A 21,932-nucleotide genomic window follows, 5' to 3' on the forward strand; every position below is an offset into this window, starting at 1 on the left:
GACCTCTAAATGTATATACATTAACTTATATCCGATCTCTGTCAGGAAAGAAAGGATCAAGTTCACATCTTGATAACAGCGCTTTCATTAGAGTTTAAGCACAAAAAAGCCCACCATGAGGTGGGCTCTGTCAAAACTATATGTATATACAATTAACTGAGACTGGTCTTGGAACTCAGCTTGTAGCGGGAACCCGGCGAGAGCAGACGGGCATAGGAGACCAGATACCCTTCCGACCAGGTACGGCGGTGCAGCAACAGGCAGGGGGTATCGACCCGCACCTGCAGCAGACCGGCTTCACCGGCACTCGGCAACACGGCCTCTACCACATGCTCCATCTCGGAGAGAGGACAGACGTCCATCAGGTAGCGATTCGGGGTCTGTTGAGTGAAATCCTGCTCGCCATAACCGGGCAGACGCTCGGCATCGACGAAGCGTTCCTCCAGTTGCAGCGGCTCCCCATCGGCCTGATGGACGATGAGGCTGTGGAAGATGGCAGCACCGACTCTCAGCCCGAGCTGGACCGCCACCTTCTCGTCGGCGGCCTGGCGTTGCAACCGGATCACCCGGGCGCTGTACTGGCTGCCCCGCTCGGCGATCTCGTCAGCTATGTTGCGAATGGCCAGCAGGGGCGACTCGGTACGCCTGTCCGCCACGAAGCTGCCGGAACCGGCGGTGCGCACCAGCCAGCCCTCGGCCACCAATTCGCGCAGTGCCTTGTTGACCGTCATGCGGCTCACGGCAAACTGCTCGCACAGGGCGGCTTCGGTCGGGATCCTGTCTCCCGCCTGATAGTGGCGTTCACGGATCCCGTCCAGGATGTGCTGCTTGATCTGAAGATAGAGGGCTGGCGCCAACGGCAGGCTCCTCAGCGACGGCGGTGGGGCGGACGCATGTCCGGCCAGGCGCGGTAAACATCGGGGATCTGATCCGGGCCGCTGACGCAGAGATCCAGATCGTGCAGCAGACCGTCCTTGATGCCATAGATCCAGCCGTGCACCGCCAGCTCCTGCCCCTTGCGCCAGGCGTTCTGGATGATGGTGGTGTGGCAGACGTTGGCAACCTGCTCGGCCACGTTCAGCTCGCACAGGTAATCGAAACGCTCGTGCTCATCTTCGATGGCATCCAGCTGTTCACGATACTTGAAGTAGACATCCTTGATGTTGCGCAGCCAGTTGTCGATGAGCCCCAGCTCCTGGTTCTGCATCGCCGCCTTGACGCCGCCGCAGCCATAGTGGCCGCAGATGATGATGTGCTTCACCTTGAGCACCTCGACCGCGTATTGCAGCACCGAGAGGCAGTTGAAATCGGTGTGCACCACCAGATTGGCGACATTGCGGTGGACGAACACATCCCCCGGCAGCAAGCCCATCAGCTGGTTGGCGGGAACCCGGCTATCGGAGCAACCGATCCAGAGGTATTCAGGGGCCTGCTGGGCGGAGAGGGTAGCGAAGAAATTCGGATCCTCGGCCTTGATCCGTTCCGCCCACTCGCGGTTGTTGGTAAACAGGTCGTTCAACAGTTTCACTATCTGCTCTCCCTACTGTGGCAGTGGCGGCAACATAACATAGACAAGGGTAATCAAGGCAAGGCCGACCAGATACTCGCCAAACAAAAACAGGGCCATCAGGCCCTGTTTTTGTTTGGGAGGCATCAGGCCTCCATGGCGTCTTTCAGCTTCTTGAGTGCGTTCTTCTCAAGCTGACGCACCCGCTCGGCGGAGACACCATAGGTGTCGGCCAGCTCCTGCAGCGTGGTCTTGCTGTCATCATCGAGCCAGCGGGCACGGATGATGTGCTGACTGCGCTCATCCAGAGTGGCAAGGGCCGAACTCAGGCGACGGGTCGCGTGATCGTCCCAGTTGTCGTTCTCGATGGTGGCTGCCAGATCGGAGGATTTGTCTTCCAGATAATGGACGGGGGCAAAGCCACCTTCGTCTTCATCATCACCGACCAGATCGAACGCCTGATCGTAGTTGCTCATACGCGCTTCCATCTCGGTCACGTCGGTCGGGGAGACCCCCAACTCGGCGGCGACGGCCTGCACTTCGTCATGGCTGAACCAGCCCAGACGCTTCTTGGATTTGCGCAGGTTGAAGAACAGTTTGCGCTGGGCCTTGGTGGTGGCCACTTTTACCATGCGCCAGTTGCGCAGGACATACTCGTGGATCTCGGCCTTGATCCAGTGCACGGCGAAGGAGACCAGTCGCACTCCGACGGTCGGGTCAAAGCGCTTGACCGCCTTCATCAGGCCGATGTTGCCTTCCTGAACCAGGTCAGCCTGGGGCAGACCGTATCCGGCATAACTCTTGGCGACGTGAACGACAAAACGCAGGTGCGACATGACCAGCTGACGGGCAGCCTCGAGATCGCCACCCTGCTGCAAACGCTCAGCCAGCTCACGCTCTTCCTCTGCGGTCAGCACAGGAATCGAATTTACTGCCTGGATATAGCCTTCCAGACTACCTTGCGGAATCAGAGCCATAGTGCGTTGCAATGAAGTTCCCATTTTTTACCTCTTTCTTTTCAATCGAACCAGTCTAACACCCTGAGAGGGTCTGTCTACTGACCGGATATCATTCTGCGGCCCACATCAAACACTGTGCCCAGTTTGAACTCGGGCTATCTTAGGCCGGCAGGATGAATCATGAATGAACAGTCAAAAAAAGGGGGTCACAATCAAGGACCCCCGAAAAGTAGCATGCTAAGTCCATTGTTGCGGAGCTCGCAACCTTCACATGCTTGCCAAGTCAGACGAGCAAGGCAGAGGGGCCACACCCGTATAAGTTCTTCAGCACTTGTAGACTGCTTATAAATCAGAAGGTTCACCGGATCCAGAGCAGATCCTGAAGATAGCTGTTAATCAGATTACTCCGAGAACAGTGGCCGAGCCAGAAACGGCAATTCTTTTACTTGATCCAGCTCTCAAAATCCAGCGCTTTGAAACGCTGATAAATTAATCAGGATGGTTCTATGTCACGAATGTGGCGATGTACCGAGAACCAGGAAGCGATCAGCCCCAGCAAGGCACCCAGCAAGACCAGATTGATCCCGTCTATCGCCCCCATGCCCACCAGCCGGAAATTGCTGTTGTAGAGCCCGGCCAGCTCCTTCACCACACCCTCGCTCCAGATCACCATCACTTCGGTCAACCACCAGGCCAGCATGCCGCCGATGACCCCGAACCAGATGCCGGTATAAAGGAAGGGACGGTGGATGAAGGCGTCAGTCGCCCCCACCAGCTTGAGCACTTCGATTTCTGAGCGCTGGTTGAGGATGTTCAGGCGCAGGGTATTGCCGACGATCAGCAGCACAGCCGAGAGCAACAGCACGGCGATGCCTGTGATGGTATGGCGTAGCAGGTTCATGATCCCCTGCAACCGGGTCAGCCACTGCAGATCCAGTTTGCCCTGCTCAACCCCGTCTTCGTTGTTAAGCTTGCCGAGCAGCTCGGCGGCCCCTTCCGGATTCTGCCAGCGGGGATCCGGAATGACGCTCAGCACGGGCGGCAAGGGGTTGCTGTCCAGATAGTCGAGGGCATCGCCGAAGCCGGAGATCTCGCGAAACTCTTTCAGCGCCTCCTCCCGGCTCATGTAGGTGACGGATTCCACCTCGGGATAGAGCAGGATCCGCTGCTTCATGTCGAGAATGCTCTGCTCTGGCAGATCCTTGCGCAGATAAAGAGAAATCTGGGAGCTGGTCTGCCAGCTGCCTTCCACCACTTCGGCGTTTTTCAGCAAGACGTGGAAGCAGGAGGGCAGCGCCAGGCTGACGCCGAGCACCGCCAGGGTCATCAGGGAGGCGAGCGGATTGCGCCACAGCTCCCCCAGACTGGCAAATGCCTGACGGACGTGATCGACCCCGTACATCATCAGACGGCGCAGCGGTGGCTGTTTATGGCGAACGATAGCCATCAGAGCTCTCCCCCGTGTCGAATATCGGCGACGTGATCCATCCACATGAGCATCATCAGACGGCGCAGCGGCGGTTGTTTATGACGAACGATAGCCATCAGAGCTCCTCCCCCGCCGAATACATGCGGCCCGCCTTGAGGGTCAGGGTGCGGTAGCGCATGCGGGCAATCAGCCCCAGATCATGGGTCGCAATGAGTACCGAGACCCCGAAGCGGTTGAACTCCTCGAACAGCCGCATGATATCCATGGAGAGCTGGGGATCCAGGTTGCCGGTCGGCTCATCCGCCAGCAGCAACGGCGGCTTGTTGACGATGGCTCGGGCGATGCCGACCCGCTGCTGCTCACCACCGGAGAGCATGCGCGGCTGGTAGCGCTCCTTGCCGAGCAAGCCCACCTTGTCCAGCGCCGCCGCAACCCGCTTGTTGATGTCTGTATGACTGTAACCATCGATCACCAGCGGCAGGGCCACGTTGTCAAACACGGTTCTGTCCATCAGCAGACGGTGATCCTGGAAGATCATGCCGATCTGGCGACGCACATAGGGGATATCCCCCCGCTTGATATGGCTGACATCGTCACCGTGAAAGAAGACACGGCCATCGGTCGGTCGCTCCATCACGCCAATAAGCTTCAAAAGGGTACTCTTGCCAGCCCCCGAGTGCCCGGTCAGGAAGGCCATCTCCCCCTTGTGCAGGTGAAAGCTGACCTTCTGCAACGCCTGATGGCCGCCGCTATATACCTTGCTGACCTTATCAAAACGAATCATAACGGATCCCTGACATTGACATGCCCCGACCTGAGTCGGGGCATGTGGCGCTTACTCCTCGCGACTGAAGAGTGCCTCGATAAAGTCGTTTGCGACGAAGGGGCGCAGATCGTCGATCCCCTCGCCCACCCCGATATAACGGATCGGGATCTGGAACTTGTCGGCCACCGCGAAAATGACGCCGCCCTTGGCGGTGCCATCCAGCTTGGTGAGGACGATACCGTCCAGACCCACGGCTTCGCTGAACAGCTTGGCCTGGCTCAGGGCGTTCTGACCGGTGCCTGCATCCAGCGTCAGCATGATCTCGTGAGGTGCTTCTTCATCGAGCTTCTTCATCACCCGCACCACTTTCTTGAGCTCTTCCATCAGGTTGCTCTTGTTCTGCAGGCGACCAGCAGTATCGGCGATCAGCACGTCGGCACCGCGGGAACGGGCAGCCTCAATGGCGTCATAGATGACGGAGGCAGAATCGGCACCGGTATGCTGGGCGATCACGGGTATGTTGTTGCGCTGACCCCATACCTGCAGCTGCTCGACGGCAGCGGCACGGAAGGTATCGCCAGCGGCCAGCATGACGCTCTTGCCTTCGGCCTGGAACTGCTTGGCCAGCTTGCCGATGGTAGTGGTCTTGCCGACACCGTTCACCCCGACCATCAGGATCACATAGGGCTTCTTGCTGGTGTCGATCACCAGCGGCTGCTCGACTTGGGCCAGCATGGCGCCCATGTCCTGCTTGAGCAGGCCGTAGAGTGCCTCGGCATCCTTGAGTTGCTTGCGATCCGCATGCTGCACCAGGCCATCTATGATGCGACGGGTGGTATCGACCCCCAGATCGGCGGTCAGCAGCTGGGTTTCCAGCTCCTCAAACAGATCGTCATCGATCTTCTTGCCACTGAACAGACCGAAGAAACCGGAACCGATATTCTCTTTGGTACGCACCAGACTGCGCTTGAGACGGGCAAAGAAACCCTCCCGCTGCGGCTTGTCCTGAGTGTCATCATCCACTTTGGCGGCCAGCGGCAAGGCAGCCAGTGCGGCGGCTTCAGCCTCCATCTCGGCAACCAGGCGAAGATCTTCCGCTCTCTGGGCCTCTTTGGCGATACGAGCCTCTTCGGCGGCCTGCGCTTCGGCAGCAACACGGGCGACTTCTGCGGCTTGCGCTTCGGCGGCAACACGGGCCACTTCTGCAGCCTGCGCTTCGGCGGCAATACGAGCCGCTTCTGCGGCTTGCGCTTCTGCGGCAACACGGACCGCTTCTGCGGCTTGCGCCTCGGCAGCAACACGGACCGCTTCTGCGGCTTGCGCCTCGGCAGCAACACGGGCGGCTTCTGCGGCTTGCGCTTCGGCGGCAACACGGGCCGCTTCTGCAGCCTGCACTTCGGCAGCAACACGGGCCGCTTCTGCAGCCTGCGCTTCGGCAGCAACACGGGCCGCTTCTGCGGCTTGCGCCTCGGCAGCAACACGAGCTGTCTCGACAGCCTGTGCCTCAACGCGCGCTTGCTCGATCAGCAATTCGTTGACGATGACGGGTTCCAGTTCGGAGGCACACTCCTCCACGACCAGCGGAGCCACGTCCAGCTCAGTGGGAGGGCAATCGTCATCATGAAGTGGAGCGCCAGCATGCAGGGCATCATTTTGTGCACTGGCCGGCAATTCATGCACCACGACCGGCGTAGTATCAGAAATGGGAGCGGGGGAAGCAGTGACCTCAGGCTCAGTGGTAACAGGGGTGGCTTGGGGTGTCTGTGGTTGGACAGCCTCAGCCTCTTCTTTCTTGCGGCCGAAACCCAGCCAGGAAAACAAACCTTTTGCCATCTAAAAAATACTCACTTCGTTGGCTGACTGCTAAGATAGCCGTCCCTCGGCGGGTCGGCATAAAAATGAACCGCCTTATACTACCACTTTATTTTCTGACGACGAAACGCGATGCCCAGAGTGAAACCCAGCCGTAACATCCCGAACAAGAGCCCGGCCCCGCAGGGGAAATCGGGCTTTGTAAGAATCATCAGCGGCCAGTGGAAGGGCCGAAAATTGCCGGTCAAGGATGTGGAAGGGCTCAGACCCACCACGGATCGCGTCAAGGAGACCATCTTCAACTGGCTGGCTCCCCATGTGCGTGGCGTTCGCTGTCTCGATCTGTTTGCCGGCAGCGGCGGCCTGGGGCTGGAGGCGCTGTCGCGCTATGCCGAGCAGGTCACTCTGGTCGAGATGGACAAAGGTGCCGCCGACCAGATCAGAAAGAACCTGACCGCCCTTGGCAGCAGCAAGGGCCTGGTGATCCAGTCCGATGCCGTCAGTTGGCTGCAAGGCCCGGCCACCCCGTTCGACCTAGTGTTCCTGGATCCGCCGTTTCGGCGCGAGCTGCTGCCCCGGGTGTGCGATCTGCTGGAACAGCACGGCTGGCTGGCACCGGATGCTCTGATCTATCTGGAGCGGGAGAAAGAGATGACCGACCTGGCGTTGCCCGCCAGCTGGCAACTGCTCAAGGACAAACAGGCCGGTCAAGTCTGCTATCAACTCTATCTGCGGGACACCAAGAATGACGCTGCGGTTTAAATTCCGTGTAGGAAGGGGACTAGCGTTGGCCCCTCCCCGTCAATTTGGGCAACGACTCAAAGGCAAGCAGGCCGGTCAGGTCTGCTATCAACTCTATCTGCGGGAGGTGAGCAATGAAGCGGATGTTTAATCTGTTGGCGATGGGGCTGACCCTGTTCTTCTGGTTCGGCGTGCTGGTCAGTCTGGTGGCTCCGCTACCCGGCAAGCTGAATGATCTTTTGCCGATCTGCGGCCTGCTCATCGCCCTGGTCCACCTGGTGCAGGCCAGCATGGTCAAGTCTGCCTGCAAACCCTACTTCGTGGTCACCCGGCTCGAAGTCATACTGATACTGGTGTTCGGCGTCTTCGGCATGGCTGATATCCGCGCCCGACTCAAAGCCATCATAGAAGCCAAACAGCACGGTACAGATATCAACAGCGCCGACTGATGCCGGCACTGTCATGGTTCAGGAAGGAGTGCTGGTCACTCCTTCTCTTTTTTCCCCACACTGATACCCAGCTTGATCGACAACACGGCGAGCAGCAACAGCATCATGATGAGCGAGAAGAAATTGCTGCCAAGCTCGGGATACTGCACCTTGACCAGCGCCGCATGCCCGAACCCGCCGATGAAGAAGCAGAGCAGCATGCAAACCGGGGTATTGCCCTCCAGCGAGACATGGCGGTAGTGCTGATAGAGCTGATAAGCCGCCAGCACCAGGGCAATCATGGGAAAGAAGGAGAAGGGCACCGCAGGCTCGATCAGGGCCGACAAGGAAGCATCGCCACAGATACCAACGAGCAGGGCCAGCAGCAGGGGTTTCTTCGGGATCAGATTCTGGTCATGCATGGAGCTGTCCATCCTGTTGACTTAAGAGAGAGGTTCACGGCGCTTCTGGTTCTGAACCTCGGCGCCCATGGCGATCATGCGCAGCTGGCGTATGGTGCGATCTGACAAGGCCCGACACTCCTCGCTGGTCATGTCGAGCGCATCGGCACCTGCGCTGAAGACGATAGTCACCATGGCCTCGGCCTGGATGTAGGCCTCCTCCCGCGGAGCCCCCGAGGTCGCTTCAAGGTAGTCAGTCAGCTCGGCGATGAAGTGCTGGATCTCCCGCGCCACCGCCTGACGAAATGCAGCCGAGGTACCGGAACGCTCGCGCAACAGCAGCCGGAAGATATTCGGGTTGTTCTCGACGAATTCCATGAAAGTCTGCACCGAGGTGCTGATGACACTGCCACCACCCGCGATGCGCTGGCGAGCCTGACGCATCAACTGGCGCAGGGTCAGGCCCCCTTCATCCACCAGCGTCAGGCCCAGCTCCTCCATGTCGCGAAAATGGCGATAGAAGGAGGTCGGTGCTATGCCGGCCTCCCGAGCGACTTCCCGCAAACTGAGGTTGGAAAAACTGCGATTGGCGCACAGTTGGCTGAACGCCGCATCGATCAGAGTACGCCGGGTTTTTTCTTTTTGTTGCGCGCGAATACCCACGAAAACAGTCACCTTCAGGTTATCGAGGCCAAATGATAACCCGAAGGCCGAGCCAGGATCAGGTTTGTCTCCTACTTTTTTACCATTGACCCGAATTCTTGCTACATGGAGAATGGCGCACAGCTGTTCGCTGAAAGGAACCGAGTGAGATGGAACGCCCACCTATCATCATGACCAACACCCTGCTGTTTGCCCTCTCCGGGCTGACCGCACTGATCGCCGTGCCCTGGTACGGTATGACCCATGGCTATGACCTCTGGCAGTGGAGCTGCTTCCTGCTGCTGTTCTGTTACAGCGGCATCTCCATCACAGCCGGTTATCACCGCCTCTGGTCGCACAAGGCCTACAAGGCCCACCGGATCCTGCAGTGGATCTTCGCCATCGGCGGCGCCCTCGCCCTGCAGAACTCGGCCCTGCACTGGTCTTCCGATCATCGCCGTCACCATCGCCATGTGGATGACAACCTGAAGGATCCCTACAGCGCGGGTCGCGGCTTCTGGTATTCCCACATTGGCTGGATGCTGCGCGAGTACCAACGCGAGATCTATAACGATTACAGCAACGTGCGGGATCTGCAGAACAACCCCATCGTTGCCTTCCAACACAAGCACTATCTGGCGCTGACCCTGACCACCAATCTGGGCATTCCGCTGCTGCTGGGGCTTGTCCACGGCGATCTGCTCGGCATGCTGCTGCTGGCAGGGGTGCTGCGCATGGTGATGACCCACCACACCACCTTCTTCATCAACTCCCTGGCCCACATCTGGGGCAGTCAGCCATTTACTGACCGCAATACGGCAAGGGACAACGGCATCCTGGCCCTCTTCACCTTCGGCGAGGGTTATCACAACTTCCACCACCTGTTCGAAAACGACTACCGCAACGGCATCCGCTGGTGGCAGTTCGATCCCACCAAGTGGCTGATCCGCAGCGCCTCTTGGTGCGGGCTGGCCCGGGATCTGAGGTCCTGCCCGGAAGAGCGGATCGAACAGGCAAGACTTGAGATGCAACTCAAGCGCGCCCAGGCCAAATTGCGTAAACGCGAAGACAGGGAACTGTGGCAGGCATTGTTGCAGGAGGAGTACGACAAACTGAGCCAGCAGTTGCAGCTCTACTATGCCAGCCGCAAGTCTCTGCTGGAGCAGCGCAAACGCAAGGCGCTGGCCCGCTACGACAAGCTGAAACTGCAACTGGAGTATCGCAACCTGCACGACGGCTTCGTTGCCAGCAAGCGCAACTGGAGCCGGTTGCTGGCGGGCATCGCCTGAGTTACAGGCCCCGCCACAGCACACAGAGACCGCCAACCGGCGGTCTTTTTATGGGCACAAACTTGGGGTCTGGCCATAAAAAATGGGGTGACATTTCCATGTCACCCCCTCGCAAATAGCATGTTCCATATTGGAGTCCGGTCCTGCCGGGTTCTGCCCTGTTTCTTGAGTTTCCGCTACCCATCCGAATCAGGTGCCTGCTGGAGCGATCCAACTGGCGGTTCCCTTCACGACCTTTTTCCACACGACGGACGAGCCGCCGTGTTTGTCCTTGCGATTGAAATATTACGCACTTAAATAAAATAAAAAACCGTTTTATTCAGTCTGCCATGCAAGCGACAGTTCGCTACCAGGATTCCTACACAAGAACAATCTGATTAAAAACAATACGATAAGATAGAATATCGCCTTTGGATGGCAAACGTTATCCTCTAAGGCGCACAAGGCTTTACGAGATCTCGCACACGCTCACAACCAGCGCTGCAAGGGCAACCAGTCACTCATCTTCGCCAACAGCCGGCGCAGGGTTGAGTGAGACGCAGCCACTGAATGAGCAGACAGCTGCTGCCAGTGCGTCAGCCACTGCTGCAGCTCGGCGCAGAGCGCTGGGCACTCGAGATGCAACATCAATTCGGTGTTGAGCATCAGGGATCGAGGATCCAGATTGAAGCTGCCAAGCAGCGCCTCCCCGTCCCCGATCAGGATCAACTTGGCATGCAGGCTGAGGGTATCCCCCTCCAGCTCGGACAGCACTATCCCCTGCCGGATCATCCAGGGACGATGGCGCCGGTAAGCACCATACACCAGGGGTACATCCGTACTGGCCAAGGAGTTGGTGAGGATCTCGATATTCACCCCAGCCTGGCGCTGCTGCCTGAGCCGACGGCGCAACCCCCGGGTCAGGATCAGGTAAGGACTCACCAACTTCAGGGAGCCCGCGTTGTCAGCCAGCTTGCGCCAGAGCAGGGGCGCCGTGGTCGGTCGCGACACCAGCCCCTTGCCGGGTCGGTCGAACCACACCTCGGCCCGCCCCTGATGCCAGGTCAGGGAGACGGGCTCGGCTTCGAACAGACTGGCAGGCAGGTCGTAGACTGCGGCAACGTGCGGATCTGTCATTGTGAGCAGGAAGTCGTTCACCACTGTCACCTCGGCCCGCTGCAGGGGACGGCGCAACAGGCGGCGGATCGGGTGACTCCAGCGGCTGCGCCAGAATTGGTCGAAGCCCTGTTCTGCCTGCTGGCAGACAGGGCCGCGGCAGGCGAGGTCCAGATCGACGAATCGGGGCGTACCGCCCAGCCCGAAGTAGCGGTCACCTATGTTGCGGCCACCGATCACTGCCTGACTGCCATCCACCAGCAGCAACTTGTTGTGCATGCGGTGATTGATGCGGCGAAAGCTGAGCAGCCCCTCCAGCAGCAGGGTCAGCGGACGCCAGCCCCGCAACCAGAACGGATTGAACAGCCGTACTTCTATGCCGGGCTGACGCGCGACTATCTCCAGAAAACGGTTGTCACCGGCATAAAGGTCGTCAATGAGCAGCTGTACCCGCACCCCGCGCCGGGCTGCGTGCAGCAACTCGGACAGCAACAGCTTGCCGCTGCTGTCCTCTTCCCAGCTGTAGTACTGGGCCTGGATCCGGCTGCGGGCGTTACGGATCATCTGGCAACGCACCTTGAGTGCCAGTTCGGGCTGGTCGATCAGTGCAAACTCACCCGGGATCATGGCGTCATCTGCTTGTCATGGAGGAATGGCATAACGCTGGCTACAGGCCTCGTTGGAATGTGGATAAAGGAATTTACCATGGAACTCAGTGATCGCCCCGCCATCAGCTATCGACCGCAAGCCAGCCAGCCGGATCCCTCCCCGACCGGTCAGCTGACACCCTGGTATCTGCAACACAGGGATCAGGGCTGGGAACCCTTTTCTTCTCCCGAGCAGCCCCACTAAAGATCCCCCTGACCGGTGGGGTGATCAGGGCCGGGCCGCCTCTATGGCGGCCGCCTTGCCCTCCAGTTGTGGCAGGCTGAAGCGATAGGCCACATAGTACTTGTAGATGGTACTGACGTAGTTGATGGGGCCCTGCCCCACCTCGTTGGACACCAGCTGCTCCACGTTGCCAAACCAGACGTTGGGATCCAGCCCGGCGGCTTGCGCCTTGGCCCTGAGTGCCTGTACCCGGTTCGGTCCGGCATTATAGGCTGCCAGTGCAAACAGGTGGCGATTGAGCTGATCCAGCGCAGGATCGTTGAAATAGGTGTCCAGGATAAGCCGCAGATAGCGGCAAGCCGCCTCCACATTGCCCTCCAGACTGGCTAATCTGGCGCCACGTATGCCCACCTCGCTGCCGGTACTCGGCAACAGCTGCATGATCCCCACGGCCCCCCGTCCCGAGCGCGCGCCGGTATTGAGCCCAGACTCCTTGTAGGCCAGTGCCGCCAGCATCAGCCAGTCCAGTTGATACTTGTCGGCATACTGCTCAAGCACCTTGCGGATGGTCGACAGCCGCCCCATGGGATCGGGCGCCAGAATATTGCTCATCTGGTCGCTGCGCACCAGCAACTGGCGCAGTGTCATGTCGTTGTAGAGGGAGTGCTTGCCCGTATCGGCCAGGTAACCGTTGACCGCCTTGAGCAGCTCGGGGCTGTTTTTACGCAGGGCCCAGGCACTGCGGCCATTATCCCGCAGCGGGATCAGCTTGTGTGCCCTGAGGCCGCTGATCATGCCAAGCCAGATGCGCCCCTTGAAGCTGTCGGTCACTGTGAGGGGTATTATACCTGCCGCCACCATCTCCAGCAGATCCACATCCTGCAGGTATTCGGGGACAGTCTCGATATAAATGGGGGGAAGCCCCAGCTCTCGAAACAACCAGTTGAGCTGGCGCAGACTCTCGTAATAACTGGAGCTGGCCCGCACCCAGACGCGCCGGCCGGAAAGCTGGGTGATACGGTTGAACGTCGGCAGAGCGTGCTGACTCACGATCCACTCTTCGATGGGGGCTATCACCGGATTGGAGAAGGCCACCTGCTCGCGCCGGGTCGGGGTCACCGTCATGTTGGCCGCCACCAGATCGCCACGCCCCTCTGTGAGGTAGTCCAGCAGCTTGTCCTGGCGCACCGGTATGTAGATGATCTTGAGCTTGATCTGCTCCCTGGCGAGGTAGGTCTGGTTCAGCCAGCGCTCGAAACCCTGCAGCTGATTGACCAGAATGCCGTGCTGGGCGCCTTTATCGAGAAAAAAGAAACCCCGCTCATAGACCACCAGGGCCCTGAGTTCTTTCTTTTGCAGTATATGTTCGAGATCCCCGGGTTGGGGCAAGCGCTGTGGCTTGAGGTCCGCCGCCAGCAGAGGAAGACACCAGAGGGCCAGCAGGCCCCAGATCCATCGCTGCATCATGATGTAATCGCCTTCTGTGGACCAGGTAGCACCGGACTGTTGGTCAGCAGGATAAGTCGTTATAGAAGGTGGGATTCACGGCAGAGATCTCGCCGCGTCATCATGTGTACGCCTTCTGTTGGCCGACTCCCGCCGGGCAAACCGTCTGTGGGATAACTAACTATAGAACGCAGACCCACAGCAGAAGGGTCAACACGGCAGGCGAACCCGCCGTGTCACTACCGGGCTCAGATAGAGCGGGCGCGCAGCTCGAAAATCAGCTTTTCGGCGGTGCAGGTGAATTGCAGCCGGGCCTTCAGGATCACGCCGCTGGCACCCTGGCTCAGCTCGCTGCTGATCATGGCTTCGGCAGTCACCTGCTTGGCCAGCGCCTCATAGGCCGCCAGCTTGGCGCGGGCATCGGCTTCTGTTGCAGCTTCGATCACCAGCTCCATCAGATCGTCACCTTCACCAATGATGGTGCCGATCTCGGCAAAACAGCCGCAGCTGTCGCAGGTTTCGTTCAATTCAACTTTCTCGTCTACAGACATACTTCCACTCCTACTTATTTCGGATGATTGGCATCGTCACGCAAGGCGTTACGAAAATCCCTGATGGCGGTGCCCAGATCCTCACCGGCGCCGGCCAGGCGTTTGCTGCCAAACACCACGACCACCACCACGAGCAGGATCAACAAATGCCAGATATGAATTCCACCGAGTCCCATCGGGATACTCCTGACTGATAGATACGCTTTGTTTGTATCAAAAGAAGGCGCAAGGATTGTTGGGCAAAATCAAGACAGGTGCAAGTTTGCAAATAAATCACCAAAAAAATACGGCGACCCAGGGTCGCCGTATGAATTGATGCTACTTGTCCCCTCAACCGCTACATCCTGTACCAGCCGCCATGAAGGCGAGAGACGAACCGAGCATAGGGTCGCCAAGATATGAAAACAAATGGTATAAATTCATCTAAGAATTGAAAGGGATTCATATCATGTTGTTGGAACAGCTGGGGCGTATCGACCTCAATCTATTGATTATCCTGCAAGTTTTACTGGAAGAGCGGAATGGTAGCCGGGCCGCCCGTCGCCTGCATCTGAGCCAGTCTGCCGTCAGCAAGGCCCTGGGTCGCCTGCGGGAGACCTTCGATGATCCCCTGTTCGTGCGCTCCGCCTACGGGCTGGAACCCACGGCCCGCGCTCTGGTGCTGCAACAGCAACTGCAACCCATACTGCTGTCCCTGGACAACCTGATCCAGCCGCCGGATTTCGATCCGGCCAGCACAGAGCGGGAGTTTGTGATCGCCAGCATGGACAGCGCCTTCACCCTGTTTGCCCCGCTCTATTTGAGCGAGCTGAAACGCCAGGCACCGGGCATACGGCTGCGCTACGAGGAGTGGACCGAGAACAGCCTGACCGAGATGAGCCAGGGTCAGGTGGATATTGCCTTCACGGTGCGGGAGAACTGCATCAGCTCGGACTTTCGGCTCGATACCCTGCCCAACGCCATCTGCCAGCGGCTGCTCGCCATCGATGATCTCACCTGTCTGGTGCAGCACGATCACCCTGCCCTGCACGAACCCGAATGGGACCTCGCCCGCTACCTGGCCTATCCCCATGTGCAGACCTATTGCGAGGGACGGGATCGCTGGATGCTGGATCACAAGCTGGCGGGGATGGAGCTCTACCGCCGGATTGAGGCAACCGTGCCCTCGTTCGAGGCCGCGCTGCGAATGGGCATGCACTCGGACATGATAGTGACCCTCTCCAGACTCTATGCACGCCACGCCACCCAGGTCTATCCGCTGGTGCCGCTGCCGCTGCCCATTGCCCTCGACAGCATCTCCCACCTGCTCATCTGGCATCAGCGCCACGAAGAGGACCCGGGCCACCGCTGGTTACGGGAGACACTGCTCGCCCTCATCATGAGCAAGCTGGAACCCTCGGCAACCGAGCCGTCCTGACTATCAGCACCGAGCAAGAGAACGCCCAGCCTTCCTCATCATGAGTGAGCCGGATACCGCCGCCAACGACTGGCCTGATTATCAGTGCTGGCGAGGGGAGAGCCTGACCGTCAGCCCTGACCCGTCACCGCCAGATAGTGGTGGACACCGTCCAGCAGCATCTGCACCGCAATCATCACCAGCAGCATGCCCATCAGCCGTTCCACGGCTGTGAGTCCTCGCTCACCCAGCAGCTTGTTGAATACCTCGTAGAACATCAGGATCACTGCGCTGGCACCCCAGGCCATCAACAGCGCCAGCGACCAATCCGTCATCCGGGTCGGCTCCTGGTTTGCCAGCAGCAACAGGGAGGCAAGAATGGAAGGACCGGCAATCATGGGGATGGCCATGGGCACCAGGAAGGGCTCCTCGCCCGCCGCCAGCCCGGTCACCCCACCCTCGCTCGGGAAGATCATCTTGATGGCGATGAGAAACAAGATGATGCCGCCTGCGATACTCACCGCTTCCTGGCGCAAATTGAGGAAATTGAGGATCTGCTGACCGGCAAACAGGAAGGCCATCATGATGGCCAGCGAAAACAACAGCTCCCGCATCATCACCTTGCGCCGTCGCTTGGGATCGATATGACGCAGGATCGACAGGAAGACCGGCAGGTTACCCAGCGGATCCATGATCAGAAACAACATGACGGCAGCGGAGAAAGTGTCCATACGATTCCAGGGCAATGCCCGGGCCAAGCCTTCGACAGAGAAAAACAGGAGGAAATACTAACAAAGGGGCAAGGATTCGGCGAGCACCAAGGACGTGCCCGCCGTGAAGGTCAACCGTGGTTGCAGATCTTGTCGGCGTGGGTCTGGAAACCCTGCGCTGATTCGATGAACTTGCCGCGCTGTGCCAAGAAGGCGATCAGCGCCTCGGCATCCATCCCGCTCGCGCTGCAGGTGTGAAAACGGGCATCGGCACCGAAGTGCTCATCGATCGCCTGCTTGAGGCTGGCACGGGTAAATTGCCCCCCTTGTGCCAGCATCATCTCCATCACCTCGTGACCGTGTACCGATTGAGTCATAGCAAACCTCATTAATAAACATATTTAATGCCTATTAAATCCTGCGCCGAAGGGGGTGACCTTGATATAGGCCAATAAATTGCCGATTTCCCTCATAGCAAGCTGGTCGTGAGTACCGCTTTGTCGATAATGTGGCAACCTGACAAGGGGATGGCTACACTAACGCCCCTTTTTGCCATCGCAGACAGAATATAAGGACATTGGCGTCATGCTGTTCCATGGATTGGCTTTCAAGCCCTGGCGGATCTGGACCCGCCGTCCCCTCTGGTTGAAGACCCTGATTGGCATGTTGACGGGGATCGGGCTGGGACTCGGCTTCAGTGAACAGGCGTTGCAGCTCAAGCCCCTTGGCGTCCTGTTCGTCAACACCATACAGATGCTGATGGTGCCGCTCATCTTCTGTTCTGTCATCGCCGGCCTCACCTCCCTGCTCAAGGGCAAGAGCCTGGATCGGATTGGCAGCAAGGCCATAGGCCTCTATCTCTTTTCCACCGCCATCGCCATCTGCATCGGTCTGATGATGGGCTGGCTGCTGGAACCCGGCATGGGCGCCAACATGGGGCCCTATGAGCGGGTCGGCATGGCGGAACAGCCAACCCTGGCCAGCGTGCTGAGCCATCTGGTACCACGCAACCCGGTGCAGGCCATGGTGGATGGCAAGATACTGCAGGTGATCGTTTTTGCGGTCGCCCTCGCCCTCGCCCTCAACGCCACAGGCCGACGCGGTCGCCCCGCCATCCTCTTCTTTACCTCGCTGGCAGAGGGAATGTTCAAGCTGACCCAGATGGTCATGGCGCTGGCGCCCTATGGCGTCTGCGCCCTGATGGCCTGGATGACGGGCAAATACGGGGTGAGTCTGCTCTTGCCGCTGCTCAAGGTGATCGGCGCCGTCTATCTCGGCTGCCTGCTCCATGTGCTTGGCGTCTATAGCAGCCTGCTTATCCTGCTGGCACGGCTCAACCCGCTGCACTACTTCAAGAGCATCGTCGATGCCCAGGCCGTGGCCTTCACCAGCAGCTCCAGCAGCAGCACACTGCCCATCAGTCTGGCCTGCGCCGAGAAGCGGCTCGGGGTCTCACCCGCCATCACCGCCAAGGTGCTGCCCATCGGCGCCACCATCAATATGGACGGCACCGCCCTCTACCAGGGAGTCACAGCCCTGTTCGTGGCCCAGGCATTTGGCGTGGATCTGCACATGGTGGATTACCTGACCATCATCAGCATCGCCACCCTGGCCAGTATCGGTACCGCAGGCACACCGGGCACAGGGCTCATGTTGCTGACCCTGACGCTCACTGCGGTAGGGTTGCCGCTGGAAGGAGTAGCCCTCATCGCCGGGATCGACAGGATCCTCGACATGGCGCGTACCACGGTCAACGTGTCCGGCGATATTCTGGTGTCCGTACTGATTGCTCGCAGCGAGAAGGAGCTGGATCTGGCGACCTATCACGACGCCAGTGCAGGAGATGATATCGACTTCACCCTGCGCTGAGGCAGGGTGAGGGATTAACTATCGTGGGGATCGTGATGACAGCGCCAGCAGACCTCAAAGTTGGCGCCGTTCTCCTCCCCGCACTGACCGCAGAGCCAGCCATTGCCCTGGCGCTGCTGATAACGTTCGATGACCCGTCCTGCCTTGCTGCGATCCTGCTCGCGCACCATCAGGGTCACCTGCAACAGATCCACCGGCAGCTCGCCCAGCGCCCCCGACAGGGCCTCGCCGTTGAGTCGCACCAGTACCCCTTCCACTTCCAGCGCCCCTTTCAGGGCATGGGCCTCCAGCGAATGGGAAGCCCGATAAAGATTGATCCATTGATCCATGCCTTCCCCCTGCAACCGCTTGTTGATGCCATGTCTAGCATGACACCATGCCCCTCTTCCATCCTCTGGATCGAACCTGGATCCCAGGATCCACGGCTTCCCCTGACCTGTCTGTCACAGCAAGTTGTCTATCCCGTAATCGGCCCCCTGCGCCACCATAAAATCGATAAAGGCCCGCAACTTGCGCGGCATCAGCCGCCGCTCCGGGAACAACAGATAAATCGGCACCTTGGGCTGCTGCCACTCGGGCAGCAGGGGCACCAGGGCGCCGCTGGCAAGCTCCTCATGGCAAAGCATGGCGGGCAGGGAGGCGAGCCCGAGCCCCGCCTTCGCTGCCTCTCTGGCACAGGTTATATTATTAACCCTAAAGCGGGAGGGAGGGTCAACCAGCACCTCTCTTCCATCCAGCTCGAAGCACCAGTGCGAAGCCAGAAACCCGCTGCTCACCGCCACCCTTTCATGGCGCACCAGATCCTCGGGATGAGTGATGGCCGGACTGCGGGCCAGATAATCCGGGCTGGCACACAGCAGCCGCTCAGTGCTCCACAGCCGCCGCGCCGCCAGGTTGGAATCGCTCATGTCGCCGATGCGCACTATGGCGTCCAGCCCCTCGTTGATGGGATCCACGATGCGATTGGTCAGCTCCAGCTCCACCTGCAGTCCCGGATAAACTTGCAGAAATTTGGCCACCAGCCGACCCACCACCAGCTGCCCCGTCTCGATGGGTACCGCCAGCTTGAGAATGCCGGTCACCTCCTGCTGGCTGGCGCTCACCATCAGCTCGGCCTGAGCCAGCTCATCCACTGCCTTGCTGCAGCGCAGATAGTATTGCTCACCGGCCTCGGTCAGGGTGAGCTGACGGGTTGAGCGGTAGAGCAGCCGTACGCCGAGGCGCTGCTCCAGCTCTGCGATACGGCGACTCACGGTCGCCTTGGTCATGCCCAGATCCTGGGCAGCCCCAGTAAAGGAGCCCTTGTCGACGATCCGCACCAGGATCAAGGCAGCGTTCAGATCCATTGTTGCACCAGTGAAACTGTATATCTCATTAATGGATACTAATCGAAACAGTTGGCCAGTGTTAGCCTGCGCTGCTTAAGTTCAGGAATCCCCAAAATGAGCCAACACAAGAAAATCCCCCTGCTGGCCGCCATGGTGCTGGCCCTGCTTGGCCTGCTGTTCGCCGGTTACTGGTATCTGCATGGCCGCTATTTCGAGAGTACCGACAACGCCTACCTGCAGAGCGAAGTGACCGGGATCGGATCCAAGCTGCCCGGCTACATCAGTGAGGTGCTGGTCACCGACAACCAGGCGGTGAAGGCCGGTCAGCTGATCGCCCGACTGGACGATCGGGAGTACAAGACCAGGGTGGCCGAGGCCGAGGCCGACCTGCACCTCAATCAGGCGACCGCCGAGAATCTGGCCGCGACCCGGACCCAGCAACTGAGCCTGATCCGTCAGGCCGAGGCCAAGGTCGCCTCCGCCAATGCCGAGCAGGTGCGCGCCAGACAACAGGTGCAAAGGGTCAGCCAGCTCAACCAGCGCCATTACAGCTCGCAAGACAGCCTGGATGAAGTGCGGGCCGGACTTCAGGTCAATCAGGCGCAGGAACAGGAAGCCAGGGCCGCCCTGCAAGCCGCCCGTGAACGCCTGCTGGTGCTGGATGCCGAGGCCAAGCAGAATGAGGCCAGGCTGGCATTGAGCGAGGCGCAGTTGGAACAGGCCAGACTGGAGCTGAGCTACACCGAGTTGCGGGCACCGGCTGACGGCATCATAGGAAAACGCAGTCTGCGGGCAGGGCTCTACGTTCAGTCCGGCATGCAGGTCGCCAGTCTGGTGCCGCTGCAACAGGTGTGGGTCGAGGCCAATTTCAAGGAGACCCAGCTGCACCATATGCAACCGGGCCAGAAGGTCAAAGTGATCCTTGACGCCTATCCGGATCAACCGGTCGAGGGGATCATCGACAGTCTGGCCCCCGCCACCGGCGCCAGGTTCGCCCTGCTGCCACCGGAGAATGCCACCGGCAACTTCACCAAGATTGTGCAGCGGGTACCGGTCAAGATCCGCATCCCCGAGCCGGGTGCCCTGGCAGGCAAGCTGCTGCCGGGCCTCTCCACCGAGGTGATAGTGGATACCCGTGACCCTGCCGCCCTGGTGGCAGCCAACTGATGGAACCCATTCCACGTCGCAACTGGATCGCCGTCATGGGGGGCCTCATTGGCGCCTTCATGGCCATCCTCGACATCCAGATCACCAACGCCTCCCTGAAGGATATTCAGGGGGCCCTGTCGGCCACCCTGAGCGAGAGCTCCTGGATCTCCACCTCCTATCTGGTGGCGGAGATGATCGCCATTCCCCTGAGCGGCTGGCTGAGTCGGGGTCTGAGTGTGCGTCGTTACCTGTTGTGGACCACGGGGGCCTTTATCGTCGCCTCCGTGCTCTGCTCGTTCAGCTGGAACCTCACCAGCATGATCGTCTTCCGGGCGCTGCAGGGTTTCACCGGCGGGGCGCTGATCCCCATGGCCTTCTCCCTCATCGTCAGCCTGCTGCCACTGCACAAGCGAGCGACCGGCATGGCACTGTTCGGCCTCTGTGCCACCTTCGCCCCCGCCATAGGTCCGACTCTGGGTGGCTGGCTGACGGAGCAGCTCTCCTGGCACTACATCTTCTACCTGAACGTACCGCCCGGCCTGCTGGTGATGGCCATGCTGGCCCATGGTCTGGACAAGAAGCCGGTCGACTGGACAGTGATCAAGCAGGTGGATCTCATCGGCATCATCACAATGGCGATGGGACTGGGTCTGCTGGAAGTGGTGCTGGAAGAGGGCAACAGAGAGGACTGGTTTGGCTCGAGCTTCATAGTGCGGCTCACCGTCATCTCTGTGGTGGCCCTGGTGTTCTTCGTCATCAGCCAGCTGCTCAGACGCCATCCGCTGGTCAACCTGCGGCTGCTGCACAACCCGCGCTTCGCGCTGGCCTGCTTTGCCTATCTGGTGCTCGGCATGGCGCTAATGGGCTCCATTTATGTGCTGCCGCTCTACATGGCGCAGATCCACAACTACAACGCGCTGGAAATCGGTGAGGTGCTGATGTGGATGGGGCTGCCCCAACTGCTGGTGTTGCCGCTGGTGCCCAAGCTGACCCACAAGATAGACCCGCGCTATCTGGTGAGCTTCGGTTTTCTGATATTTGCCATCAGCTGCTTCATGAACATGAACATGAGTGCCGACTACGCCGGCCCCCAGCTTATCCAGTCGCTGATAGTGCGGGCGCTGGGTCAACCCTTCATCATGGTGCCGCTCTCTCTGGTGGCGACAGCCAGCCTGAGTCACGACGAGATCCCCTCCTCCTCGACCCTGCTCAACGTGCTGCGCAACCTGGGGGGTGCCTTTGGCATCGCCATCATAGCGACCCTGATCGACAACGACACCCGCGTCCATGTCAGCCAAATCAGCAGCACGCTGGCCGCCAGCAGCATAGAGGGGCAGAGCTACCTGCTGCAGCTGGCCCGGAGCATGATGGCGCAGGGTTCGGGTCCCGAGCTGGCCCAACAGCAGGCCCAGGCCATGCTGTCGAACACCATCAGCCGCGAGGCTGCCATCATGGCTTACAACCAGGTGTTCTACGTAATGGGCATCTTCCTGCTCATCGCCAGCGCCCTGATGCTGCTGCTCAAGCAGCCAGCCCCCAGAGCGGCCGATGCCGAGCCGCTCGAGGCATAGCAAAGGCGTAAA

General features: G+C 59.6%; 24 protein-coding genes. 8 read left to right on the forward strand and 16 right to left on the reverse strand.

Annotated elements, in window-relative coordinates; all coding sequences use genetic code 11:
• Positions 1 to 152: 152 nt before the first annotated feature.
• The 6 genes from hutC to ftsY form a co-directional block, all read right to left on the reverse strand.
• Complete coding sequence (gene hutC, locus ONZ54_RS20660) at positions 153 to 857, reverse strand: histidine utilization repressor (protein ID WP_058394753.1); 705 nt, start codon at positions 855 to 857, stop codon at positions 153 to 155.
• Between the two features lie 11 nt (positions 858 to 868).
• Entirely contained in the window at positions 869 to 1,528 is a 660-nt protein-coding gene (gene can / locus ONZ54_RS20665) for a carbonate dehydratase (protein WP_005316416.1), read from the reverse strand.
• A 125-nt stretch (positions 1,529 to 1,653) separates the two neighbouring features.
• A complete protein-coding gene (gene rpoH / locus ONZ54_RS20670; RefSeq protein ID WP_011899178.1) occupies positions 1,654 to 2,508 on the reverse strand; it encodes an RNA polymerase sigma factor RpoH in 855 nt (284 codons plus the stop codon).
• A gap of 451 nt (positions 2,509 to 2,959) precedes the next feature.
• A complete protein-coding gene (ftsX, locus tag ONZ54_RS20675; protein ID WP_005316425.1) occupies positions 2,960 to 3,913 on the reverse strand; it encodes a permease-like cell division protein FtsX in 954 nt (317 codons plus the stop codon).
• 97 nt (positions 3,914 to 4,010) lie between these two features.
• Positions 4,011 to 4,679, reverse strand: a complete 669-nt coding sequence (gene ftsE, locus ONZ54_RS20680; protein WP_271787051.1) for a cell division ATP-binding protein FtsE — start codon at positions 4,677 to 4,679, stop codon at positions 4,011 to 4,013.
• A gap of 51 nt (positions 4,680 to 4,730) precedes the next feature.
• Positions 4,731 to 6,494 carry a signal recognition particle-docking protein FtsY gene (gene ftsY, locus ONZ54_RS20685; RefSeq protein ID WP_271787052.1) on the reverse strand — a complete coding sequence of 588 codons (1,764 nt, stop codon included), beginning with the start codon at positions 6,492 to 6,494 and terminating at the stop codon, positions 4,731 to 4,733.
• A gap of 111 nt (positions 6,495 to 6,605) precedes the next feature.
• On the opposite strand from ftsY, the gene rsmD reads away from it, so the two are divergent.
• Positions 6,606 to 7,235: a 16S rRNA (guanine(966)-N(2))-methyltransferase RsmD gene (gene rsmD / locus ONZ54_RS20690; protein ID WP_271787053.1), complete on the forward strand. Its 630-nt coding sequence runs from the start codon at positions 6,606 to 6,608 to the stop codon at positions 7,233 to 7,235.
• Positions 7,236 to 7,348: 113 nt separating this feature from the next.
• Positions 7,349 to 7,663 carry a DUF1145 domain-containing protein gene (locus ONZ54_RS20695; protein ID WP_125608572.1) on the forward strand — a complete coding sequence of 105 codons (315 nt, stop codon included), beginning with the start codon at positions 7,349 to 7,351 and terminating at the stop codon, positions 7,661 to 7,663.
• A gap of 35 nt (positions 7,664 to 7,698) precedes the next feature.
• Here the strand turns inward: ONZ54_RS20695 and ONZ54_RS20700 are convergent, their stop codons facing one another.
• Both ONZ54_RS20700 and fabR read right to left on the reverse strand, forming a co-directional pair.
• A complete protein-coding gene (locus ONZ54_RS20700; RefSeq protein ID WP_021140174.1) occupies positions 7,699 to 8,064 on the reverse strand; it encodes a YijD family membrane protein in 366 nt (121 codons plus the stop codon).
• A gap of 21 nt (positions 8,065 to 8,085) precedes the next feature.
• On the reverse strand, positions 8,086 to 8,706 hold the full coding sequence (fabR, locus tag ONZ54_RS20705; protein ID WP_005316443.1) for an HTH-type transcriptional repressor FabR: 621 nt from the start codon (positions 8,704 to 8,706) through the stop codon (positions 8,086 to 8,088).
• Positions 8,707 to 8,855: 149 nt separating this feature from the next.
• Between fabR and ONZ54_RS20710 the strand changes: the two genes are divergently transcribed.
• Positions 8,856 to 9,974, forward strand: coding sequence for an acyl-CoA desaturase (locus tag ONZ54_RS20710; RefSeq protein ID WP_271787054.1), 1,119 nt, complete (start codon positions 8,856 to 8,858; stop codon positions 9,972 to 9,974).
• Between the two features lie 468 nt (positions 9,975 to 10,442).
• On the opposite strand, the gene ONZ54_RS20715 is transcribed toward ONZ54_RS20710, so the two are convergent.
• Positions 10,443 to 11,696 carry a phospholipase D family protein gene (locus tag ONZ54_RS20715; protein WP_271787055.1) on the reverse strand — a complete coding sequence of 418 codons (1,254 nt, stop codon included), beginning with the start codon at positions 11,694 to 11,696 and terminating at the stop codon, positions 10,443 to 10,445.
• A 78-nt stretch (positions 11,697 to 11,774) separates the two neighbouring features.
• On the opposite strand from ONZ54_RS20715, the gene ONZ54_RS20720 reads away from it, so the two are divergent.
• Complete coding sequence (locus ONZ54_RS20720; protein WP_005316451.1) at positions 11,775 to 11,921, forward strand: hypothetical protein; 147 nt, start codon at positions 11,775 to 11,777, stop codon at positions 11,919 to 11,921.
• 24 nt (positions 11,922 to 11,945) lie between these two features.
• Here ONZ54_RS20720 and ONZ54_RS20725 read toward each other — a convergent pair whose 3' ends face one another.
• The 3 genes from ONZ54_RS20725 to tatA all read right to left on the reverse strand — a co-directional run bounded on the left by ONZ54_RS20725 (position 11,946) and on the right by tatA (position 14,073).
• Positions 11,946 to 13,367, reverse strand: a complete 1,422-nt coding sequence (locus ONZ54_RS20725) for an MltF family protein (protein WP_271787056.1) — start codon at positions 13,365 to 13,367, stop codon at positions 11,946 to 11,948.
• A gap of 227 nt (positions 13,368 to 13,594) precedes the next feature.
• Positions 13,595 to 13,897, reverse strand: coding sequence for a YfcZ/YiiS family protein (locus ONZ54_RS20730; protein WP_005316458.1), 303 nt, complete (start codon positions 13,895 to 13,897; stop codon positions 13,595 to 13,597).
• Positions 13,898 to 13,911: 14 nt separating this feature from the next.
• On the reverse strand, positions 13,912 to 14,073 hold the full coding sequence (gene tatA / locus ONZ54_RS20735) for a twin-arginine translocase TatA/TatE family subunit (protein WP_005316461.1): 162 nt from the start codon (positions 14,071 to 14,073) through the stop codon (positions 13,912 to 13,914).
• A 272-nt stretch (positions 14,074 to 14,345) separates the two neighbouring features.
• Between tatA and ONZ54_RS20740 the strand changes: the two genes are divergently transcribed.
• The gene (locus ONZ54_RS20740) at positions 14,346 to 15,314 is read left to right on the forward strand and encodes a LysR substrate-binding domain-containing protein (RefSeq protein WP_270687765.1); all 969 of its coding nucleotides are present in this window, start codon (positions 14,346 to 14,348) and stop codon (positions 15,312 to 15,314) included.
• Positions 15,315 to 15,424: 110 nt separating this feature from the next.
• On the opposite strand, the gene ONZ54_RS20745 is transcribed toward ONZ54_RS20740, so the two are convergent.
• Positions 15,425 to 16,024 carry a YhgN family NAAT transporter gene (locus ONZ54_RS20745; RefSeq protein ID WP_005316467.1) on the reverse strand — a complete coding sequence of 200 codons (600 nt, stop codon included), beginning with the start codon at positions 16,022 to 16,024 and terminating at the stop codon, positions 15,425 to 15,427.
• Positions 16,025 to 16,134: 110 nt separating this feature from the next.
• Positions 16,135 to 16,380, reverse strand: coding sequence for a YecH family metal-binding protein (locus ONZ54_RS20750; protein ID WP_271787057.1), 246 nt, complete (start codon positions 16,378 to 16,380; stop codon positions 16,135 to 16,137).
• 208 nt (positions 16,381 to 16,588) lie between these two features.
• On the opposite strand from ONZ54_RS20750, the gene ONZ54_RS20755 reads away from it, so the two are divergent.
• Positions 16,589 to 17,872 (forward strand): dicarboxylate/amino acid:cation symporter, encoded by a 1,284-nt coding sequence (locus tag ONZ54_RS20755; protein ID WP_017412345.1) that lies wholly within the window; start codon positions 16,589 to 16,591, stop codon positions 17,870 to 17,872.
• A gap of 14 nt (positions 17,873 to 17,886) precedes the next feature.
• On the opposite strand, the gene ONZ54_RS20760 is transcribed toward ONZ54_RS20755, so the two are convergent.
• Both ONZ54_RS20760 and ONZ54_RS20765 read right to left on the reverse strand, forming a co-directional pair.
• Complete coding sequence (locus ONZ54_RS20760) at positions 17,887 to 18,201, reverse strand: putative signal transducing protein (protein ID WP_042467471.1); 315 nt, start codon at positions 18,199 to 18,201, stop codon at positions 17,887 to 17,889.
• Positions 18,202 to 18,315: 114 nt separating this feature from the next.
• Positions 18,316 to 19,218 (reverse strand): LysR family transcriptional regulator, encoded by a 903-nt coding sequence (locus ONZ54_RS20765; protein WP_017413013.1) that lies wholly within the window; start codon positions 19,216 to 19,218, stop codon positions 18,316 to 18,318.
• Between the two features lie 96 nt (positions 19,219 to 19,314).
• On the opposite strand from ONZ54_RS20765, the gene ONZ54_RS20770 reads away from it, so the two are divergent.
• Both ONZ54_RS20770 and ONZ54_RS20775 read left to right on the forward strand, forming a co-directional pair.
• The gene (locus ONZ54_RS20770; protein WP_058394745.1) at positions 19,315 to 20,367 is read left to right on the forward strand and encodes an HlyD family secretion protein; all 1,053 of its coding nucleotides are present in this window, start codon (positions 19,315 to 19,317) and stop codon (positions 20,365 to 20,367) included.
• A complete protein-coding gene (locus tag ONZ54_RS20775; RefSeq protein ID WP_271787058.1) occupies positions 20,367 to 21,920 on the forward strand; it encodes a DHA2 family efflux MFS transporter permease subunit in 1,554 nt (517 codons plus the stop codon). The genes ONZ54_RS20770 and ONZ54_RS20775 overlap by 1 nt, the downstream gene beginning before the upstream one ends.
• Positions 21,921 to 21,932 lie beyond the last annotated feature (12 nt).

Origin of the sequence: Aeromonas salmonicida (genome assembly GCF_028355655.1) — a bacterium.
Lineage (GTDB): Bacteria > Pseudomonadota > Gammaproteobacteria > Enterobacterales > Aeromonadaceae > Aeromonas > Aeromonas salmonicida.

Excerpts from the sequence above, each read along its gene's own strand:
- ONZ54_RS20750 (WP_271787057.1), bottom strand. The coding sequence starts at position 16,380 with ATGACTCAATCGGTACACGGTCACGAGGTGATGGAGATGATGCTGGCA.
- tatA (WP_005316461.1), bottom strand. The coding sequence starts at position 14,073 with ATGGGACTCGGTGGAATTCATATCTGGCATTTGTTGATCCTGCTCGTG.
- ONZ54_RS20765 (WP_017413013.1), bottom strand. The coding sequence starts at position 19,218 with ATGGATCTGAACGCTGCCTTGATCCTGGTGCGGATCGTCGACAAGGGC.
- ftsE (WP_271787051.1), bottom strand. The coding sequence starts at position 4,679 with ATGATTCGTTTTGATAAGGTCAGCAAGGTATATAGCGGCGGCCATCAG.
- ONZ54_RS20695 (WP_125608572.1), top strand. The coding sequence starts at position 7,349 with ATGAAGCGGATGTTTAATCTGTTGGCGATGGGGCTGACCCTGTTCTTC.
- ONZ54_RS20770 (WP_058394745.1), top strand. The coding sequence starts at position 19,315 with ATGAGCCAACACAAGAAAATCCCCCTGCTGGCCGCCATGGTGCTGGCC.
- ONZ54_RS20760 (WP_042467471.1), bottom strand. The coding sequence starts at position 18,201 with ATGGATCAATGGATCAATCTTTATCGGGCTTCCCATTCGCTGGAGGCC.
- ONZ54_RS20740 (WP_270687765.1), top strand. The coding sequence starts at position 14,346 with ATGTTGTTGGAACAGCTGGGGCGTATCGACCTCAATCTATTGATTATC.
- ONZ54_RS20715 (WP_271787055.1), bottom strand. The coding sequence starts at position 11,696 with ATGATCCCGGGTGAGTTTGCACTGATCGACCAGCCCGAACTGGCACTC.
- ftsX (WP_005316425.1), bottom strand. The coding sequence starts at position 3,913 with ATGGCTATCGTTCGCCATAAACAGCCACCGCTGCGCCGTCTGATGATG.
- rsmD (WP_271787053.1), top strand. The coding sequence starts at position 6,606 with ATGCCCAGAGTGAAACCCAGCCGTAACATCCCGAACAAGAGCCCGGCC.
- ONZ54_RS20745 (WP_005316467.1), bottom strand. The coding sequence starts at position 16,024 with ATGGACACTTTCTCCGCTGCCGTCATGTTGTTTCTGATCATGGATCCG.
- rpoH (WP_011899178.1), bottom strand. The coding sequence starts at position 2,508 with ATGGGAACTTCATTGCAACGCACTATGGCTCTGATTCCGCAAGGTAGT.
- ONZ54_RS20725 (WP_271787056.1), bottom strand. The coding sequence starts at position 13,367 with ATGATGCAGCGATGGATCTGGGGCCTGCTGGCCCTCTGGTGTCTTCCT.
- ftsY (WP_271787052.1), bottom strand. The coding sequence starts at position 6,494 with ATGGCAAAAGGTTTGTTTTCCTGGCTGGGTTTCGGCCGCAAGAAAGAA.
- ONZ54_RS20720 (WP_005316451.1), top strand. The coding sequence starts at position 11,775 with ATGGAACTCAGTGATCGCCCCGCCATCAGCTATCGACCGCAAGCCAGC.
- ONZ54_RS20700 (WP_021140174.1), bottom strand. The coding sequence starts at position 8,064 with ATGCATGACCAGAATCTGATCCCGAAGAAACCCCTGCTGCTGGCCCTG.
- ONZ54_RS20775 (WP_271787058.1), top strand. The coding sequence starts at position 20,367 with ATGGAACCCATTCCACGTCGCAACTGGATCGCCGTCATGGGGGGCCTC.
- ONZ54_RS20710 (WP_271787054.1), top strand. The coding sequence starts at position 8,856 with ATGGAACGCCCACCTATCATCATGACCAACACCCTGCTGTTTGCCCTC.
- ONZ54_RS20755 (WP_017412345.1), top strand. The coding sequence starts at position 16,589 with ATGCTGTTCCATGGATTGGCTTTCAAGCCCTGGCGGATCTGGACCCGC.
- ONZ54_RS20730 (WP_005316458.1), bottom strand. The coding sequence starts at position 13,897 with ATGTCTGTAGACGAGAAAGTTGAATTGAACGAAACCTGCGACAGCTGC.